The sequence below is a fragment of the Streptomyces sp. NPDC020731 genome (genome assembly GCF_044334705.1).
Classification (GTDB): Bacteria; Actinomycetota; Actinomycetes; order Streptomycetales; family Streptomycetaceae; genus Streptomyces.
In genome coordinates this window covers 389,680-406,304 of record NZ_JBIRTN010000002.1, presented here as the reverse complement: position 1 = coordinate 406,304, position 16,625 = coordinate 389,680, and the positions used below count along the sequence as shown (strand labels likewise).

General features: G+C 70.8%; 15 protein-coding genes and 1 tRNA gene. 5 read left to right on the top strand and 11 right to left on the bottom strand.

Going from position 1 to position 16,625, the window contains the following annotated elements; translation table 11 throughout:
• Positions 1–40: 40 nt before the first annotated feature.
• The 9 genes from rpmE to ACH4VX_RS04545 form a co-directional block, all read right to left on the bottom strand.
• Positions 41–262, bottom strand: coding sequence for a 50S ribosomal protein L31 (gene rpmE, locus ACH4VX_RS04585; protein ID WP_397637750.1), 222 nt, complete (start codon positions 260–262; stop codon positions 41–43).
• A gap of 196 nt (positions 263–458) precedes the next feature.
• A complete protein-coding gene (locus tag ACH4VX_RS04580; protein ID WP_398365850.1) occupies positions 459–1,559 on the bottom strand; it encodes an LCP family protein in 1,101 nt (366 codons plus the stop codon).
• A 326-nt stretch (positions 1,560–1,885) separates the two neighbouring features.
• A complete protein-coding gene (gene rho, locus ACH4VX_RS04575) occupies positions 1,886–3,934 on the bottom strand; it encodes a transcription termination factor Rho (RefSeq protein WP_398365849.1) in 2,049 nt (682 codons plus the stop codon).
• 420 nt (positions 3,935–4,354) lie between these two features.
• The gene (gene thrB, locus ACH4VX_RS04570) at positions 4,355–5,272 is read right to left on the bottom strand and encodes a homoserine kinase (RefSeq protein ID WP_398365848.1); all 918 of its coding nucleotides are present in this window, start codon (positions 5,270–5,272) and stop codon (positions 4,355–4,357) included.
• 342 nt (positions 5,273–5,614) lie between these two features.
• Positions 5,615–6,673: a threonine synthase gene (gene thrC, locus ACH4VX_RS04565; RefSeq protein ID WP_398365847.1), complete on the bottom strand. Its 1,059-nt coding sequence runs from the start codon at positions 6,671–6,673 to the stop codon at positions 5,615–5,617.
• Positions 6,674–6,679: 6 nt separating this feature from the next.
• A complete protein-coding gene (locus tag ACH4VX_RS04560) occupies positions 6,680–7,972 on the bottom strand; it encodes a homoserine dehydrogenase (RefSeq protein ID WP_398365846.1) in 1,293 nt (430 codons plus the stop codon).
• A 155-nt stretch (positions 7,973–8,127) separates the two neighbouring features.
• A complete protein-coding gene (gene lysA, locus ACH4VX_RS04555; protein WP_398365845.1) occupies positions 8,128–9,519 on the bottom strand; it encodes a diaminopimelate decarboxylase in 1,392 nt (463 codons plus the stop codon).
• Positions 9,520–9,535: 16 nt separating this feature from the next.
• The gene (gene nrtL / locus ACH4VX_RS04550; RefSeq protein WP_398365844.1) at positions 9,536–10,510 is read right to left on the bottom strand and encodes an ArgS-related anticodon-binding protein NrtL; all 975 of its coding nucleotides are present in this window, start codon (positions 10,508–10,510) and stop codon (positions 9,536–9,538) included.
• A 79-nt stretch (positions 10,511–10,589) separates the two neighbouring features.
• On the bottom strand, positions 10,590–11,078 hold the full coding sequence (locus ACH4VX_RS04545) for a response regulator (protein WP_398365843.1): 489 nt from the start codon (positions 11,076–11,078) through the stop codon (positions 10,590–10,592).
• Positions 11,079–11,210: 132 nt separating this feature from the next.
• On the opposite strand from ACH4VX_RS04545, the gene ACH4VX_RS04540 reads away from it, so the two are divergent.
• The 4 genes from ACH4VX_RS04540 to ACH4VX_RS04525 all read left to right on the top strand — a co-directional run bounded on the left by ACH4VX_RS04540 (position 11,211) and on the right by ACH4VX_RS04525 (position 13,879).
• Positions 11,211–11,282, top strand: a tRNA-Arg gene (locus ACH4VX_RS04540).
• Between the two features lie 376 nt (positions 11,283–11,658).
• Positions 11,659–12,225, top strand: a complete 567-nt coding sequence (locus ACH4VX_RS04535; protein WP_398365842.1) for a hypothetical protein — start codon at positions 11,659–11,661, stop codon at positions 12,223–12,225.
• 291 nt (positions 12,226–12,516) lie between these two features.
• Positions 12,517–12,975, top strand: coding sequence for a MarR family winged helix-turn-helix transcriptional regulator (locus tag ACH4VX_RS04530; RefSeq protein ID WP_398365841.1), 459 nt, complete (start codon positions 12,517–12,519; stop codon positions 12,973–12,975).
• A gap of 301 nt (positions 12,976–13,276) precedes the next feature.
• Positions 13,277–13,879, top strand: a complete 603-nt coding sequence (locus tag ACH4VX_RS04525; RefSeq protein ID WP_398365840.1) for a YdeI family protein — start codon at positions 13,277–13,279, stop codon at positions 13,877–13,879.
• Here ACH4VX_RS04525 and ACH4VX_RS04520 read toward each other — a convergent pair.
• Positions 13,818–14,600, bottom strand: a complete 783-nt coding sequence (locus ACH4VX_RS04520; RefSeq protein ID WP_398365839.1) for a DUF6086 family protein — start codon at positions 14,598–14,600, stop codon at positions 13,818–13,820. The genes ACH4VX_RS04525 and ACH4VX_RS04520 overlap by 62 nt on opposite strands.
• Between ACH4VX_RS04520 and ACH4VX_RS04515 the strand changes: the two genes are divergently transcribed.
• Entirely contained in the window at positions 14,571–14,792 is a 222-nt protein-coding gene (locus ACH4VX_RS04515; protein ID WP_398365838.1) for a hypothetical protein, read from the top strand. The genes ACH4VX_RS04520 and ACH4VX_RS04515 overlap by 30 nt on opposite strands.
• 822 nt (positions 14,793–15,614) lie before the next feature.
• Here ACH4VX_RS04515 and ACH4VX_RS04510 read toward each other — a convergent pair.
• Positions 15,615–16,475, bottom strand: coding sequence for a class I SAM-dependent methyltransferase (locus ACH4VX_RS04510; RefSeq protein ID WP_398365837.1), 861 nt, complete (start codon positions 16,473–16,475; stop codon positions 15,615–15,617).
• Between the last annotated feature and the right edge of the window lie 150 nt (positions 16,476–16,625).

Sequence of the window (16,625 nt, the reverse complement as noted above, 5' to 3'; positions counted from 1 at the left end):
CGGGCGGGGGCAGGGCCGTGGACCGGCGAAATGGGGCTCGCTACTTCTTGGAGCCGGCGGCCTTGCCGAAGCGGGCCTCGAAGCGGGCCACACGGCCGCCGGTGTCGAGGATCTTCTGCTTGCCCGTGTAGAACGGGTGGCACTCGGAGCAGACCTCGGCGCGGATGTTGCCGCCGGAGATCGTGCTGCGGGTGGTGAACGACGCACCGCAGGTGCAGCTGACCTGCGTCTCGACGTACTCGGGGTGGATGTCGCGCTTCAAGGTGTCTCCTAGGTTCGGGAGGGCGCCGGGTCGCATCCGCGGGATGCGGGAGCGTGAACCGGGGCCGACGTACCAGTCTGCCAGGACTGGGGCCATCCCCCAAAACGGGGGGTTGTCGTCATCTATTCCCTGCGGGCCGGCGGGGGCCGGTCGCGCCCACGCGGCGGAGCCGCACACCGGTACCGCCCCCCGCCCCTCACCCGGCGTCGATCACGCCCTTCGCTTCTCCGGCAGCCGTGTCCCGCGTGGCGCTCTCCGGGATCGGCCTGTCGTTCTTCAGGGCGTCCCACACCAGCTCGGACCTCTCCTCCAGGGGGAGGACCCGGTTGCCGTCGGCCGGGTCGTACCGGACCGGCATGGTGATCATGTGCATGTTGGTGGGGGTGATGTTCTCCAGGCCGGCCGCGAAGGACATCAGGGAGTTGACCGAGCCCAGGTCGGAGTCGGTGGTGACGGCCTTGGTGGCGGTGTCGGCGAGGTTGTACAGCTTCTTGGGGTGGGTGAGGACACCGACCTCCTCGACCTGCCGCACCAGGGCCTTCACGAAGGCCTGCTGGAGCTGGATGCGGCCGAGGTCGGAGCCGTCGCCGACGCCGTGCCGGGTGCGCACCAGGCCGAGGGCCTGTTCGCCGTCGAGCCGGTGGGTGCCGGCCTCGAGTTCCAGATGGCTGTCGGGGTCGTCGATGTCCTCGCCGGTGGTGACCTCGACGCCGCCGAGTTCGTCGATGAGCTTCTGGAAGCCGGTGAAGTCGACCTCCAGGTAGTGGTCCACGCGCAGGTCGGTGATCGACTCGACGGTCTTCACCGCGCAGGCCGCCCCGCCCGTGGCGTAGGCGGAGTTGAGCATCACGCCGCTCGCCGCGGGGTGGGTGCCGCCGTCGGTGTCGGTGCACTCGGGACGGTCGACGACGGTGTCGCGCGGGAGGGAGACCACGCTCGCCTTCCTGTGGCCCTCGTGGACGTGCACGACCATCGCGGTGTCGGAGCGGGCGCTTCCGTCGTCGGCGCCGCCGCCGAGCTTCTCGTTGCCCCCGGAGCGGGTGTCGGAGCCGAGGACGAGGATGTTCTCGGAGCCGTTGTCGACCCTCTCGGGCCGGTCGGTGCCGAGGGCCTGGTCGATGTCGAGGCTCTCGATGTTGCCGTTGAGCTTGAAGTACACGTATCCGGCGCCGGTGCCGCCGAGGACGACGATGCCGGCGACGGTCCAGGCCGCGGCCTTCAGGCCCCGGTGCCGCTTGTCACGCGTTGCGCGCCGGCGCCCCTTGCCCCGGTGGCCCGGTGTGCTCTCGGCAGACATGTGCTCCTCGGATCGTCTTCGGTCGATCGCCCCTGTGCCCGGTGTCGGACCTGGCCTTCGCAGCCGTACGACACCCATCGTCCCGCCTTCGGGGCGGACTGGGAAACGCGGGACAGGGTCGCACGGCGAGCTGTGCCGGGCCTGGGCGCGACCGGGTGCGAGGGGGTCCGTGCGGAACCGGCGGACGCCCCGCCGACCTGCGGGTCGGCCGAAGGGGGCGTACCGCGCGATCGCGGTCTCGACGGGCATCGTCGTGGCGAGGCTCTCGCCGCACGCGAAAGGGCCGCTCCCTCGCGGGAGCGGCCCTTTCGGCGGAAGGCCCGACGTCAGTCGCCGTTGCCCGGCGTCGGCGTCGTCTTCTGGATCTGCATCAGGAACTCGGCGTTCGACTTGGTCTGCTTCATCTTGTCGAGGAGCAGTTCGACCGCCTGCTGCTGGTCGAGGGCGTGCAGCACCCGGCGCAGCTTCCAGACGATGGCGAGCTCGTCGGGGGCGAGCAGGATCTCTTCCTTGCGCGTGCCGGACGCGTCGACGTCCACCGCGGGGAAGATGCGCTTGTCGGCGAGCTTCCGGTCGAGCTTGAGCTCCGCGTTGCCGGTGCCCTTGAACTCCTCGAAGATGACCTCGTCCATGCGGGACCCGGTGTCCACCAGGGCGGTGGCGAGGATGGTCAGCGAGCCGCCGTCCTCGATGTTGCGGGCCGCACCGAAGAAGCGCTTCGGCGGGTACAGGGCGGTCGAGTCGACACCACCGGACAGGATGCGGCCGGAGGCCGGGGCGGCGAGGTTGTACGCACGGCCCAGACGCGTGATCGAGTCGAGCAGCACGACGACGTCGTGACCCAGCTCCACCAGGCGCTTGGCGCGCTCGATGGCGAGCTCGGCGACCGTGGTGTGGTCCTCGGCCGGGCGGTCGAAGGTCGAGGAGATGACCTCGCCCTTGACCGACCGCTGCATGTCGGTGACCTCTTCCGGACGCTCGTCGACCAGGACGACCATCAGGTGGCACTCGGGGTTGTTGTGGGTGATCGCGTTGGCGATCGCCTGCATGATCATGGTCTTGCCGGTCTTCGGCGGGGCCACGATCAGACCGCGCTGGCCCTTGCCGATGGGTGCGACGAGGTCGATGATGCGGGTGGTGAGGACGCCGGGGTCCGTCTCCAGGCGGAGGCGGTCCTGCGGGTACAGCGGCGTCAGCTTGTTGAACTCCGGCCGTCCACGGCCGTGTTCGGGCGCCATGCCGTTGACGGAGTCGAGACGCACCAGCGCGTTGAACTTCTCGCGGCGCTCGCCCTCCTTGGGCTGGCGCACGGCACCGGTGAGGTGGTCGCCCTTGCGCAGGCCGTTCTTGCGGACCTGGGCGAGGGAGACGTACACGTCGTTCGGACCGGGCAGGTAGCCGGAGGTCCGGATGAACGCGTAGTTGTCGAGAATGTCGAGGATGCCGGCGACCGGGATCAGGACGTCGTCATCGGTGATCTGCGGCTCGGGGGCCACCTCGTCGCGGCCACGACGGCCACGGCGGTCGCGGTAGCGCCCGCGACGGCCACGACGGCCGCCGTCGTCGTCGTAACCGTCGTCCTGACGGCCGCCGCCACCCTGCTGGTTCTGCTGACGGCCCTGGCCGCCCTGGTTCTGCTGCTGGTCGTCGCCCTTGCTGCGACGGTCACCGCGATCCCCACGATCCCCGCGGTCACCGCGATCACCACGATCACCGCGGTCGCCACGGTCACGGCCGCGCTCACGGCGGTCGCGGCGGCGGCCCTCGCCGCCCTCGTGGTCACCCTTGGCGTCGCCCTGCTGCGGCTGCTGCTGGGCCGGGGTCTCGGCCTTGGGCTCGGCCTTCGCCTCGGCGGCGACCGTCTCGGTCGCGGCGGCGGCCGGAGCACCCGCGTCGGCGGTGGCGCGACGGCGGCGGCGCTCGGGGGCGGCCTCCTCGGCCGGCTCGGCCGAGGCCTTCGGGGAGGGCTGGCCCGGGATCTCGATCTGCTGCTGGGCCGTGGCCTTCTCGGCCTTCGCGTCGGCCTTCTTCTCGGCGGCCTCGCCCGTACGGGTCCGGGAGGTGGCGCGGCGCTTGGGCTTGGTCTCGGCGGCGGACTCGGCCTTGGCCGGGGCGGCTCCCCCGGAGGGGGTACCCCCACCGGCGGCCTGCGCCTCCTTGATGACCTCGATCAGCTGGCTCTTGCGCATGCGCGCGGTGCCCCTGATTCCGAGACCGGATGCGACCTGCTGCAGCTCGGCCAGCACCATGCCCTCGAGGCCGGTACCGCGGCGCCGCCGGGAGCCGGCACCGGTGGCAGGCGCGGAAGCGTCCGTGGCGGGCGCGGCAGCGGTCTCCTCGACACGTGCGCCCATCAGATCGGTGGTGTCGCTCACGAAGGGTCCTTCCCTGGAGCGGACGTCGGCCTGTCTGGCTCGGCGACCGGTTGTGCTGTCCGGCATCGGTCCTTGCTGTGTGAACCGTGCCGAGGCGGTTGTCCGCCTGAGCGGCGGAAGAGATATCTGGTGATGGCGCTTCCTCGAGCCGTGACACCGAGTGTCACGTGGCGTGGTCGCACCGGTTCCGGAGCTCCCCCAGAGGGGATGCCCCCACCGTCGGGCCGTTCAGTGTCCGCGTACGACGTACTGCCCGCATACGAAGCAGAGAACAGAGTGCGGCTTGGGGAACTCCCGGAAGAATGTCTGTCCCGGACGGGGACACGAGGCACCTCGCCATGGTGGGGTCGGGTGCAGACTTGAGATTAACACTACCGGATCCAACAAACATTCCCCCTCTCCAAATCCGGCAACCGTGTGTCAGGTGGCGAGCGGAAGCACGCTCGCGCCCTGCACATCGAGGCTGAGCCGATTGGCGGCCCAGTCGTTGCCGGCCAATGCTTCGACCTTGTCGGCCGTTTCCGCGTCCGCCAGCGCCATGACCGTGGGTCCGGCGCCGGAGATCACCGCGGGGACGCCGTCCCCGCGCAGCCGCTCCACCAGGGCGGCGCTCTCGGGCATGGCCGGGGCGCGGTACTCCTGGTGCAGTCGGTCCTCGGTGGCGGGCAGCAGCAGCTCGGGGCGCCTGGTCAGGGCCTCGACGAGCAGGGCGGCACGGCCCGCGTTGGTGGCGGCGTCGACATGCGGCACGGTGCGCGGGAGCAGGCCGCGCGCGGTCTCGGTGAGAACCGGCTTCCCGGGCACGAAAACCACCGGAACGATGGAATCGGCGGGCTCCATCCTGATCGCCCGGGCCGCGCCGCCCTCCATCCAGGACAGGGTGAAACCGCCCAGCAGACAGGCCGCGACGTTGTCGGGGTGACCCTCGATCTCGGTGGCGAGTTCGAGGAGCGCGGTGTCGTCGAGCCTGGCCTCGGCGCCTATGGTCACGGCGCGGGCGGCGACGATCCCGGCGCAGATGGCGGCGGAGGAGGAGCCCAGGCCGCGACCGTGCGGAATGCGGTTGGCGCAGACGATCTCCAGGCCGCGCGGCTGTCCGCCGAGCAGGTCGAAGGCGGTGCGCAGGGAGCGTACGAGGAGATGGCGCTCGTCGCGCGGCAGGGTCTCGCCGCCCTCACCGGCGATGTCGATGTGCAGCCCGGATTCGGCCACCCGGACGACCACGTCGTCGTAGAGACCCAGCGCGAGGCCGAGGGCGTCGAATCCCGGGCCGAGGTTGGCGCTGGTGGCGGGGACGCGCACCCGGACGGCGGCGGCGCGGAAGGCGGGACCGGCCATCGCTCGAAGACTCTCCTTGAGCTGCGTGACTGTCGAATGACATTCGATGGACATTCGAGGGCGTACGAAAACCCCCTGGGATCGCCGCCGACCGGGGTGGCCGGCCGCTTCCCGGACCGCTCCGGGCCGCTTTCCGGACCACGGAGACGCCGCGATACCGCGGCATACGCGGTGGGCGGGTTCGGTACAGCCTATCGAAGGAAGGTTCAGTGGCGACATAGGGCGCACAGGAGGCGCACGATGCGTGTCGCAAGCCCCCTGTGCACCCCCTGTAGGGAACTTCCCCAGGTGGACGCGCCCTTACGCCGGTTCTGCGGACGACGTCGCGTGCCGCCGCCGGCGTCAGGCGAGGCCGAGCCGCTCGGCGGCGGTCGCGGCGTCCACGGGGACGGTGACCGGCTGCGGGGCGCCGGCGACGGCCCAGTCCGGGTCCTTCAGGCCGTTGCCGGTGACGGTGCACACGATCTTCTGCCCCGGGTCGACCTTGCCCTGCTCGGCGGCCTTCAGTAGACCGGCGACCGACGCGGCGGACGCGGGCTCGACGAAGACGCCCTCCTGCGAGGCCAACAGCCGGTAGGCGCGCAGGATCTCACGGTCCGTCACCTCGTCGATGGCGCCGCCCGACTCGTCCCGCGCGGCGAGCGCGAAGTCCCACGAGGCCGGGTTGCCGATGCGGATGGCGGTGGCGATGGTCGACGGGTCCTTGACGACCTCGCCGCGCACGATCGGCGCACTGCCGGAGGCCTGGAACCCCCACATGCGCGGCGTCCTCGTGCTGATCCCGTCGGCGGCGTACTCCTTGTACCCCTTCCAGTACGCGGTGATGTTGCCCGCGTTGCCCACCGGCAGGACGTGGATGTCGGGTGCGTCGCCCAGCATGTCCACGATCTCGAAGGCGGCGGTCTTCTGCCCCTCTATCCGTACCGGATTGACCGAATTGACCAGCGCCACCGGGTAGTTGTCGCTCAGTGCGCGGGCCAGCGTGAGGCAGTCGTCGAAGTTGCCGTCGACCTGGAGGATCTTCGCCCCGTGGACCAGCGCCTGGCCCATCTTGCCGAGCGCGATCTTGCCCTGCGGCACGAGGACGGCGGACACCATCCCGGCGCGCACGCCGTACGCGGCGGCGGAGGCGGAGGTGTTGCCGGTGGAGGCGCAGATGACGGCCTGCGCGCCCTCCTCCTTGGCCTTGCTGATGGCCATGGTCATACCGCGGTCCTTGAAGGACCCGGTCGGGTTCGCGCCCTCGACCTTGAGGTGCACCTCGCAGCCCGTGCGCTCGGAGAGCACCTGCGCGGGCACGAGCGGCGTGCCGCCCTCACGGAGCGTCACGACCGGCGTGGTGTCGGATACCGGCAGCCGGTCCCGGTACTCCTCGATGATTCCGCGCCACTGGTGGGTCATTGCTGGTTACTCTCCTTCAACCCGCATGATGCTGGCGACACCGCGCACGGTGTCGAGCTTGCGCAACGCCTCGACGGTCCCGCCGAGGGCCGCGTCGGACGCACGGTGCGTGACGACGACGAGGGAGGCCTCACCGTCCTTGCCCTGCTGGCGAACCGTGTCGATCGAGACACCGTGCTCGGCGAACACGGTCGCGACCTGGGCGAGAACACCCGGTTTGTCGGCCACGTCGAGGCTGATGTGGTAGCGCGTGACGACCTCGCCCATCGACGAGACGGGCAGCGCGGCGTACGCGGACTCACCGGGCCCGGTGGTCCCGCTGATCCGGTTGCGCCCCACGGCGACGAGGTCCCCGAGCACCGCGGAGGCGGTCGGCGCACCACCGGCACCGGGCCCGTAGAACATCAGCTGCCCGGAGGCGTCCGACTCGACGAACACGGCGTTGTAGGCGCCGCGCACGGAGGCCAGCGGATGACTGAGCGGAATCATCGCCGGATGAACCCGCGCGGTGACCGACGCACCGTCCTCGGCCCGCTCGCAGATGGCGAGCAGCTTGATGGTGCAGCCCATCTCCCTCGCGGAGGCGAAGTCGGCGGCGGTGACCTCGGTCATGCCCTCGCGGTGGACGTCGTCGAGGCGCACCCGCGTGTGGAAGGCGATCCCGGCGAGGATGGCGGCCTTGGCGGCGGCGTCGAAGCCCTCGACGTCGGCGGTGGGGTCGGCCTCGGCGTACCCGAGCGCGGTGGCCTCGTCGAGCGCCTCCTGATACCCCGCACCGGTGCTGTCCATCTTGTCGAGGATGAAGTTGGTCGTGCCGTTGACGATGCCGAGCACCCGGTTGACCTTGTCCCCGGCGAGCGACTCGCGCAGCGGGCGGATCAGCGGGATGGCGCCGGCGACGGCGGCCTCGTAGTAGAGGTCCTTGCCGTGCTCCTCGGCGACGGCGTGCAGCGCGGCACCGTCCTGGGCGAGCAGCGCCTTGTTCGCGGAGACGACGGACGCGCCGTGCTCGAAGGCGGTGGTGATGAGCGTGCGGGCGGGCTCGATCCCGCCGATGACCTCCACGACGATGTCGAGGTCGCCGCGCTTGACGAGCGCGGTGGCGTCGGTGGTGACCAGGGCCGGGTCGATGCCCTCGCGCACCTTGTCGGGGCGGCGCACGGCGACCCCGGCGAGCTCCACCGGGGCCCCGATGCGGGCGGCGAGGTCGTCGGCGTGCGTCGTCATGATGCGCGCCACCTCTGAGCCGACCACTCCACAGCCCAGCAGCGCCACCTTCAGCGGACGCGTACGCATCATCCGACCTCGATTCCTGATTACCGTCTCGGTTGCACCAGTCTCACTCACCGGACGGGACTTTCTTCCCTTGGTCCGGATCGTGAGACATCTATTTCATTTTCATGACCGACGAGACAGAAGATCTTCCGTCACCCGATCACGGTCTTTGTCGTCGCTCATCCGACATCGAGACGGAGGAGGTCCTCCTCCGTCTCCCGTCGGACGATCACGCGCGCCTCGCCGTCCCTGACGGCGACGACGGGCGGACGCAGGACGTGGTTGTAGTTGCTGGCCATGGACCGGCAGTACGCCCCGGTCGCCGGTACGGCGATGAGGTCGCCCGGCGCCAGGTCCCCCGGCAGGAAGGCGTCCTTCACCACGATGTCCCCGCTCTCGCAGTGCTTGCCGACGATCCGGCACAGCATCGGCTCGGCGTCGGAGACCCGGGAGGCCAGGGCGACGCTGTACTCGGCGTCGTACAGCGCGGTGCGGATGTTGTCCGACATCCCGCCGTCCACGGAGACGTACGTCCGCAGCCCGTCCAGCGGCTTGATGGTGCCGACCTCGTAGAGCGTGAAGGCGGTGGGCCCGACGACGGCCCGCCCGGGCTCCACGGAGATCCGGGGGGTCGTCAGCCGCGCGGCCTCGCACTCCCGGGTGACGATCTCGGTCAGCGCCTTGGCGATCTCGTGCGGCTCGCGCGGGTCGTCGTCGCTGGTGTACGCGATCCCGAGGCCGCCCCCGAGGTCGATCTCGGGCAGCTCGACCCCGTGCTCGTCGCGAATGTCCTTGAGCAGCCCCACCACCCGGTGCGCGGCCACCTCGAACCCGGACATGTCGAAGATCTGCGACCCGATGTGGGAGTGGATCCCGATGAGTTCGATCCCGTCCAGCCGCAGGGCCCGCCGTACGGCCTCCGCCGCCTGCCCCCCGGCCAGCGGGATGCCGAACTTCTGGTCCTCGTGGGCGGTGGCGATGAACTCGTGCGTGTGCGCCTCGACGCCCACGGTGACACGGATCTGCACCCGCTGCCGCCTGCCGAGCTCCTGCGCGATGTGCGCGACCCGGACGATCTCCTGGAACGAGTCGAGCACGATCCGCCCGACCCCGGCCTCGACGGCCCGCCGGATCTCGGCCACGGACTTGTTGTTGCCGTGGAAGGCGATCCGCTCGGCGGGCATCCCGGCGGACAGGGCGGTGGCGAGTTCGCCCCCGGAACAGACGTCGAGGTTCAGCCCCTCCTCGTCCAGCCACCGCACGACGGCCCGGGAGAGGAACGCCTTGCCGGCGTAGAACACGTCGGCGTCGCCGCCGAAGGCGGTACGCCAGGCCCGCGCCCGGGCCCGGAAGTCCTCCTCGTCGAGGAAGTAGGCGGGGGTGCCGAACTCCTCGGCGAGCCGCTTGACGTCGATCCCGCCGACGGTGAGCACACCGTCCTCGTCACGCGTGACGGTCTCGGCCCACACCTTGGAGTCGAGGGCGTTGAGGTCGGTGGGCGGTGCGGAGTAGTGCCCCTCGGGGAGGACGTCGGCGTGACGGGGCCCGGCGGGATGTGCGGAACGGCTCATTCTTCGCGTGTCTCTCTCAGAGATGGTCGGGTGCGTCGATACCGAGCAGGGACAGGCCGCCGGCCAGCACCGTCCCGGCGGCGTCGGCGAGCGCGAGCCGGGCACGGTGGGCGGCCGAGGGTTTCTCGTCGCCGAGGGGCAGCACGGCGGTAAGCAGGGGCGGCACGGCGTCGGCGACGGCGACGAGCTGCCGGGCGAGCCGGTCGGGCGCACGGTGGGTGGCGGCGGCCGCGAGGACACGGGGGTGGTCGGCGAGGACCTGGAACAACGACTGCGCTTCCGCCACGGGACCGGGCTCGGACCCGAACCCGAGATCGGCGGCGTTGCGCAGGAGCGCCCGGGTGCGGGCGTGGGCGTACCGCACCCGGAAGAGGGGATTGCTCTCCCGCTGCACCAGATGCTCGTCACCGACCCGGGGCCGATCGTGCGGGGCGGGGTACAGCAAGGCCCAGCGGGCGGCGTCGGGGCCGAGCGGGAGGGGATCGGCGGGCGCCGGGACGGGCCGGACGACGACATCACGGTGGTCGTCATCGACATGAACGACGGCGCCCTGCGACCGAAGAATACGGACGAGAGCCTCGACCTGAACGACGGCACGCACCTCACGGGCCGGTCGCAGCCGGACGGTGTGACCGCCCAGGGCGTCACCGTGCCCGTACCGGGAACCGCACCTCAGAATCTCGCGAACGAGCCCGACGGGCCCTTCTGCGTCGGCGAGGCTGATGTTGATGAACCCGGGCCCGGTGACGACGACGTCACTGATGCCAGGGGTGCGCAGAAGACGAGGCCGGAGAATCTCGGCGACCCGCTGGGGCGGCTGCCCGGCCGGCCGCGCGAGCTGAAGGGCGACATTGGTCGCGTAGTCCCCGCACCCTCCGGGCCCGGGAGGCGCGACGAGGACCTTCTCCGGCAGCACCACCCTCAGCTCCCCCTCGTCGACGGCACGGCGCACCGCGTGCAGCACGGTGCGGGAGAGTTCGACGGGGGTCACGGGACAAGCGTAGGGGAGGAGGGGGGTGGGCAGACGAATGAGTTCGGCCGCGATCCCGGGATGTGGACGGCCACCGGTTTCACCCTCCGGCGTGCCCGGCGGCAGGCTCGGCGTCCCCGGGCCCGTGAACGCGCCCGAGGGGCCCGTCGATCAACCGCTGAACGAGTCGGACGAGTTCCCCGGGCTCGAAGGGCTTGGCGAGGAAGGCGTCCACGCCGACATCGAGCCCGCTCTCGACCTCGTACCGAGTGCAGGCACTGACGATGACGAGCGGAAGATGACTGGTGCGGGGATCGCTACGCAGCCGGGCGGCCGTCCGGAGCCCGTCGAGCCGCGGCATGACGACATCGAGGGTGACGAGATCGGGCCGCACCTGATGGACGACTTCCAGACACTCGACACCATCGGCCGCGGTCACGACCTCGATGCCCTCCAGCTCGAGGTTGACCCTGATCAACTGCCGGATGACCTTGTTGTCGTCCACAACAAGAACCCGGCCCGACGCGCCTGGCACGACTCGAGAGTAGGTCGCCCCCGGCCACCGCGTCCGGCGTTTCCCCCATTCCACCCCGCACGGGCGACCTCCCGCGCTCCGGACCGCCCCCGGCCGGCTGCCGCCTGCTGCGAAAACGGGTTCATGACCACCCTCCGGGAACTGATAGTGTTCTACCCGTCGCCGCGATCACCGCGCGGGTGACACGCCCCCGTAGCTCAGGGGATAGAGCAACGGCCTCCGGAGCCGTGTGCGCAGGTTCGAATCCTGCCGGGGGCACCTTGCATGAGGTGCCCGAAGACCCCGTCACCAGCGGAAACGCTGGGTGCGGGGTCTTCGCGTATGTGCAGGCGTGTGCCACTCGGAGCGGCCGTATGTCAGGTGCTGTGGACTATGCGTGGACTGGCCGCGGAACAGAAAACCGCAGGTCGAACCGAGAAAGCGCCGCGGTATGGCTACGTGGGCGGGAGCGGGCGACACGAGTCCGCGCAGCAGTGGGCGACGGCACCCACGCATACGTCCCGAGGCTGATGCGGCGACGCTGCGGTTACGTCCTGTGGTGGAGGCGGTGCATACCCTGGCCGGACGAAAGCGGTAGGGGACCGCGGAAGCATCAAGGGCACCGCACTACATCTCTGATCGAGGAGCGTGCCGCATGCCCGCCATTGCCTCCCTCTCCGCCAATGGCCCCGTGAACAAGGGGCACTTACCCGGCCGCGCTCTGGGCCGGACGGTCTCCGGCGTCCCGGGCTGGGCGAGACGCGCGGCCGCAGCGGTTGTTTGGGCATCTCTGCCGTCGGCGTTGTGGCGTCTCGCCGCGGTGCTGGGCATACCGCTCGGCCTGGGACAGTCCGAGTACGACGCGATGCTCATACCCGGCTGGGGCCTGCTGGTGCTGCCCTTGCTGTCGCTGGCCCAAGAGGGCTTGGCCTGGCTGACACTCGGGCTGGTGCGTCCGTGGGGTGAGGTGTGGCCGCGTTGGCTGCCGTACCTCGGAGGCCGTCCGGTCCCGATCCTCGCCGCGGTTGTGCCGGCCGCATTCGGCGCAGTCGCCTGCAGCGTCTACGGCGTGCTTCTCATCTGGACGACCCTGCACGCTGAAATGGACATCACGCCGTGGGGGAACTGGCTCATGACCGCCTGCTATCTACCCATGGCAGCCTGGGGGCCGCTGCTCGGCGCGGTAACCGTGCACTATTACAGGCGCCGCGCCCACGGGTGAAGGGCGCAAGCAACTCATCCACAGCTGCCGTCCGCGAAACCGAAGATCCCCGGACCGGGGTCCGGGGGCCGTCATGCCTGTGAGTGCAACGCAGGCAGGTCGAGATCAGGTCTCGCCCGGGTGCCCGTCCTCCTGGCCGTCGTCGTCGCCGAGGAGTTCGGCGATCCTGCGGCTGGCGACGTCCTGGCGACCGTCCTCGGAGGAGTTGACCGGCACACCCTTGACCTCAAGTCCAGTTGAGCTTCTACGGTCGATCTCGAACCGACTCGGACAGCGGCAGGAGACCCGGCCATGGAGTATTCGCACAGCGACACCGACCTGATCAAGCAGCCCATCGGCTATTGGAGTTGGGCGGCCTACAGGGCCGTCGTCACCCGCACCCGGGCCGCCCTCGCCGGGATCGGCATCACCCAACCGCAGTGGTGGGTCCTCGCGCAGGTCGCGCGCGCCGACACCGTCAAGACCCGTGACGAAGTGTCCCGTCTGCTTCTGAACTACCTCGACGCCGGCCGGGAAACCATGGAGTCAGAGATCGACGCGATCATCGCCCAGGGCTGGATCACCGAGGATGCCGAGGGACGCCTGGGCATCACGGCTGAGGGCAGGCCGTTCTACGACAAGGCCGCGGCCCTTCAGGAAGAGCTCTGGGCGGAACGGCACGCGGGTATCTCCGACGAGGAGTACCTGACCACCCTCAAGGTGTTGCAGCGGTTCATCCACAACACGGGCGGGCGGGCTTGGCACCACTAGTGCGACGGCTGGTGGTTTCACGGCGAGTGAGCGCGTGCGACTCGGGCACGGCAGTGGCTGGTCCGGTCCTGGATCCGGTGCCGGCGCACGGATGTCACCCTCGCCCGGCTCGCCAGTTCCAACCGTCTCCGGTGGCAGAGCCAGTCCCGCGAACGGCCCGACGAACCGGTCGCCATCACGTCACGTGAACCGCCGACCGCAGAACCGGGTCTAGGACACTTTCTGTCCTAGAAGGTGCCTAGCGTGTGGGGTACGACCTCGATTCCGAGGGACCCGAAAACCCGAAGAAGGCGGTACCACCATGGCGGGCACACCGACATCCGGCCCTGCGGGCGAAGCGGGCACGGAGCCGCTGGTCTTCGCGTGTGCCGAGGATCTCGAATCCTGGCTCGAAGGCCAGCACGGGGTGCGGCCGGACCTCTGGCTGAAGCTCGCGAAGAAGAGCTCGGGCATCGAGTCGGTCACGGCCGCCGAGGTCGTCGACGTCGCCCTCTGCTACGGGTGGATCGACGGCCGGCGCGAGTCCTTCGACGCGGTGTACTACCTGCAGAGGATCTCGCCCCGCCGCCGGGGCAGCGACTGGTCCCAGGTCAACGTGCGCAAGATCGAGGCGCTGACGGCGGCCGGGCGAATGCGGGAGCCCGGCCTCGCCGAGGTGCGGGCCGCGCAGGCGGACGGACGGTGGGCGGCGGCGTACCCCTCGCAGAAGGAAGCGACCGTGCCCGACGACCTCGCCGCCGCGCTGGCCCCCGGCTCCCGGGCGGCGCGACGCTTCGAGCAGCTGGGCAGGACGGACCGGTACCTCGTGATCCTCCAACTCCTGCGCGCGAGGACGCCCGAACTCAGGGCCACGCGGCTGGCCCGGGCGGTGGCGAAGCTGGAGTCCGAGCAGGGGACCGGCTGAGCCGCACCGCTGTCCGGGCGGCCCGGGCACAGGCCGCCGCGGCCTTCCCGTCCTCCTGCGCCGGGAAAGGGCAGCCCCACACAGGACACCGCAAGGCACCGGTCACCCGTCGGCACCCGCCCCGGTCCCAGAGGGCTTCCGGTACGGGGACCGGTTCCCGGCCCCTCTCCAGGGTCCGCCGTATGGCCGACGGCGCCCCGGCCTGTCCCGAGTGCAGCCGGCCCCCGGAGCCGGGCGGTCTCGTAGCGCCCCGTGCGAGTGCGAGCACCGTCACCGTGAAGCCCTCGGAGAGGGCGCGGACCACGGAGTGTTCCGTCCGGCAGTGCCAGGTGACCAGGGCGCGCACGAACCCGGCGTACGCGGCCGGATCGGCCTCGAGCGTGTCCGGGTCGCCCCGGTGTCCGCCCCGGCCGATTCCGAGGCCAGTGTGAACTCCGCCTCGAAGGCCTCGATCTGTCGCCGGAAGAGGCGGCGGTCGCCGTTCGACGGGTTCCACAGCGTCTCGTGGCCGCTGTCGAGGTACATGCTCACCACGGATTTTCCCCCGCCCCGCGCAGCCGTCCCGGCACAGGCTGGAAGCCCGGGTGGTCGGCGGGCACCCGGCCAACAGGGGCCCTGACGCGGCCCGGATCCGCCGATCCCGAGGGGCATCTTCGACTCCGACCTCCGCGGCAGGCGCATACTGGTGACAATGACAAAGTCTTCTGCACCCAAACGCCATCTGCCCACCAGCCCCTTCAAGGCCCCGGTCGCGCTGCCTCCCAAGCAGTTCGCCGTGGGCGACCAGGTCACACATGACATGTACGGCCTCGGTCGGGTCGTCAGCATCGAGGAGGGGATCGCCGTGGTCGTGAATTTCGGCTCGTCGGAACTGCGGATCCTGAGCCCGTACTCCAAGATGACCAAGCTGTAGGACCGCTGTGCCCGGTCACAGCGCGCCGGGTCCCGCACGAACCTGTAACGAATGGGAGCCCCTCATCGACCTGACCTCGCAGTTCTCCGCCCCGGAAGGGGCCCCTCGCCCTGTTTCCGTCGCAGCACCGCCTCCCGCGACACGTCCCTTCCACGCCCCGGACTTCGGCGACGACGAGTTCTTCGCGTCGCAGGACGAGCCGGGGTCGGCCCCGGGTGCGGGCGCCGCGTAAACCGAGGCGGCCGGCCACCGTCCGGGACGGTGGTTCGGTGTACCCCACGTCGCGCAGTCGCAGCAGGTTCGCCTGCTGCGAGAGCAACTGAGGCCGGCGCCCGTCGGTCGTGAAGGCGACCGGTCGGCGTGCGCTCGACCGGGCGCCGCGCAGAGACAGCGTGCCCTCGAGGGCGCCGAGGAGGACGCCTCCCGCGATCGGTGCGCGCTTGGTGCCGAGACGCCTGACGGCCTTCGGGGCCGTGACACCGCCGACGACCGTGCCGATGCCGACGACCGTGCCGATGACACCGAAGCACAGGCCGGCGACGTTGCCCCGGGCCGTGGACCGTCCGCCGGGCAGGACGAAGGAGACCGGCGGCGCGGACGACCTGCGCTCGACGGCGTGGAACACCAGTAGCGGCGCCACGCCCACCGCCAGTGACAAGCAGCGCGTCCGGCGAGCCCCCTCCCTTCTCGCCGGCCCGGGTGAGTCCGAGGACGACGGCCGGCGCCTGACCACCTGCACCGCCGAGTCCGGTTCGCCGTCGGCCGCTGCACGGCGGCCCCTGGACAGCGCGACGGCTCCGGCGGCGGGGTGCGCCGGTGGGGTCACGCGGATCCCGGGGCGCCCGGCCAGGTCGCCGTCACCAGCCAGTGGCGGGCCGTGAGGCGTACGCCGTCCTGCGTCTCGTACGGGCGGAAGGCGTCGGCGGCGGCCTGGCGGGCGCGGTCGACGTCCTCGGGGTCGGCGTCGCGCAGCCAGTGGCGCATCGGGCCCCAGCCGAAGAGGAACGCGGCGGCGTCCGTCGCGTCCCGGCCCCACCCTTGCGGCACTTCGAGGGGAGCGACGGCGACCGCGTCGAAGCCGGCGTCGCCCAGGACGTGTGTGGTGCGTGCCGGGTCGGCGAAGGCGGCGGGGCCCGTCTCCGTCTTCTCGGAGAAGTCGGGCAGGGTCACGTGCTCGGCCACCGCCGCGAAGATCACCGACTGGTCCATGCGGTCGACGGACTGCGGGCAGACGAAGGCCAGGCGTCCGCCCGGGCGCAGGGCACGTCCGATGTTCGTGAACGCGGCGACCGGGTCGGCGAAGAACATGATGCCGAAGCGGCTCAGGGCTACGTCGAAGGCCGCGGGCTCGAACGGGTGCACCTGGGCGTCGGCCCGGAGGTAGGTGACGTTGGTGAGGTGGTCCGCGGCGGTGCTCGCGCGGGCCCGTTCCAGCATGGGTGCGGACAGGTCGACTCCGACGGCGTGGTCCGCGGTGCGGGCGGCCAGCCGGGTCAGGTGTCCGTTGCCGCAGCCGATGTCGAGGACCCTGTCCGTCTGCCGGATGCGGGCGGCGGACAGGAGCGGGGCGTTGGCGGGGTCGTTGAGGTTGTCGTAGCGCGACTGGTGGTCGGCCCAGTGCCGGCCCTCGTAGCCGTTCCACGCCTCGGACTGGTGGGTGTTCACGATCCGGTTCTCGGCCATACGGCCCATGGTGCCCTGTCGGCCCATCCCTACCGCTGAATCACTTGAATCACTCACTGATGTTCACATATATAAATTCCATCTCACAGTCTAGATGTGGGGGAAGGTCTGTGCGTAGAGTCCGGTCACCTCGCCTGTACGGACCCGAAC

Coding starts and splice junctions, on each gene's coding strand:
- ACH4VX_RS04580 (WP_398365850.1), bottom strand. CDS start 1,559: ATGTCTGCCGAGAGCACACCGGGCCACCGGGGCAAGGGGCGCCGGCGC.
- ACH4VX_RS04525 (WP_398365840.1), top strand. CDS start 13,277: ATGGCGGGCACACCGACATCCGGCCCTGCGGGCGAAGCGGGCACGGAG.
- ACH4VX_RS04515 (WP_398365838.1), top strand. CDS start 14,571: ATGACAAAGTCTTCTGCACCCAAACGCCATCTGCCCACCAGCCCCTTC.
- ACH4VX_RS04535 (WP_398365842.1), top strand. CDS start 11,659: ATGCCCGCCATTGCCTCCCTCTCCGCCAATGGCCCCGTGAACAAGGGG.
- ACH4VX_RS04530 (WP_398365841.1), top strand. CDS start 12,517: ATGGAGTATTCGCACAGCGACACCGACCTGATCAAGCAGCCCATCGGC.
- thrB (WP_398365848.1), bottom strand. CDS start 5,272: ATGGCCGGTCCCGCCTTCCGCGCCGCCGCCGTCCGGGTGCGCGTCCCC.
- ACH4VX_RS04510 (WP_398365837.1), bottom strand. CDS start 16,475: ATGGCCGAGAACCGGATCGTGAACACCCACCAGTCCGAGGCGTGGAAC.
- ACH4VX_RS04560 (WP_398365846.1), bottom strand. CDS start 7,972: ATGATGCGTACGCGTCCGCTGAAGGTGGCGCTGCTGGGCTGTGGAGTG.
- lysA (WP_398365845.1), bottom strand. CDS start 9,519: ATGAGCCGTTCCGCACATCCCGCCGGGCCCCGTCACGCCGACGTCCTC.
- thrC (WP_398365847.1), bottom strand. CDS start 6,673: ATGACCCACCAGTGGCGCGGAATCATCGAGGAGTACCGGGACCGGCTG.
- ACH4VX_RS04520 (WP_398365839.1), bottom strand. CDS start 14,600: ATGGCGTTTGGGTGCAGAAGACTTTGTCATTGTCACCAGTATGCGCCT.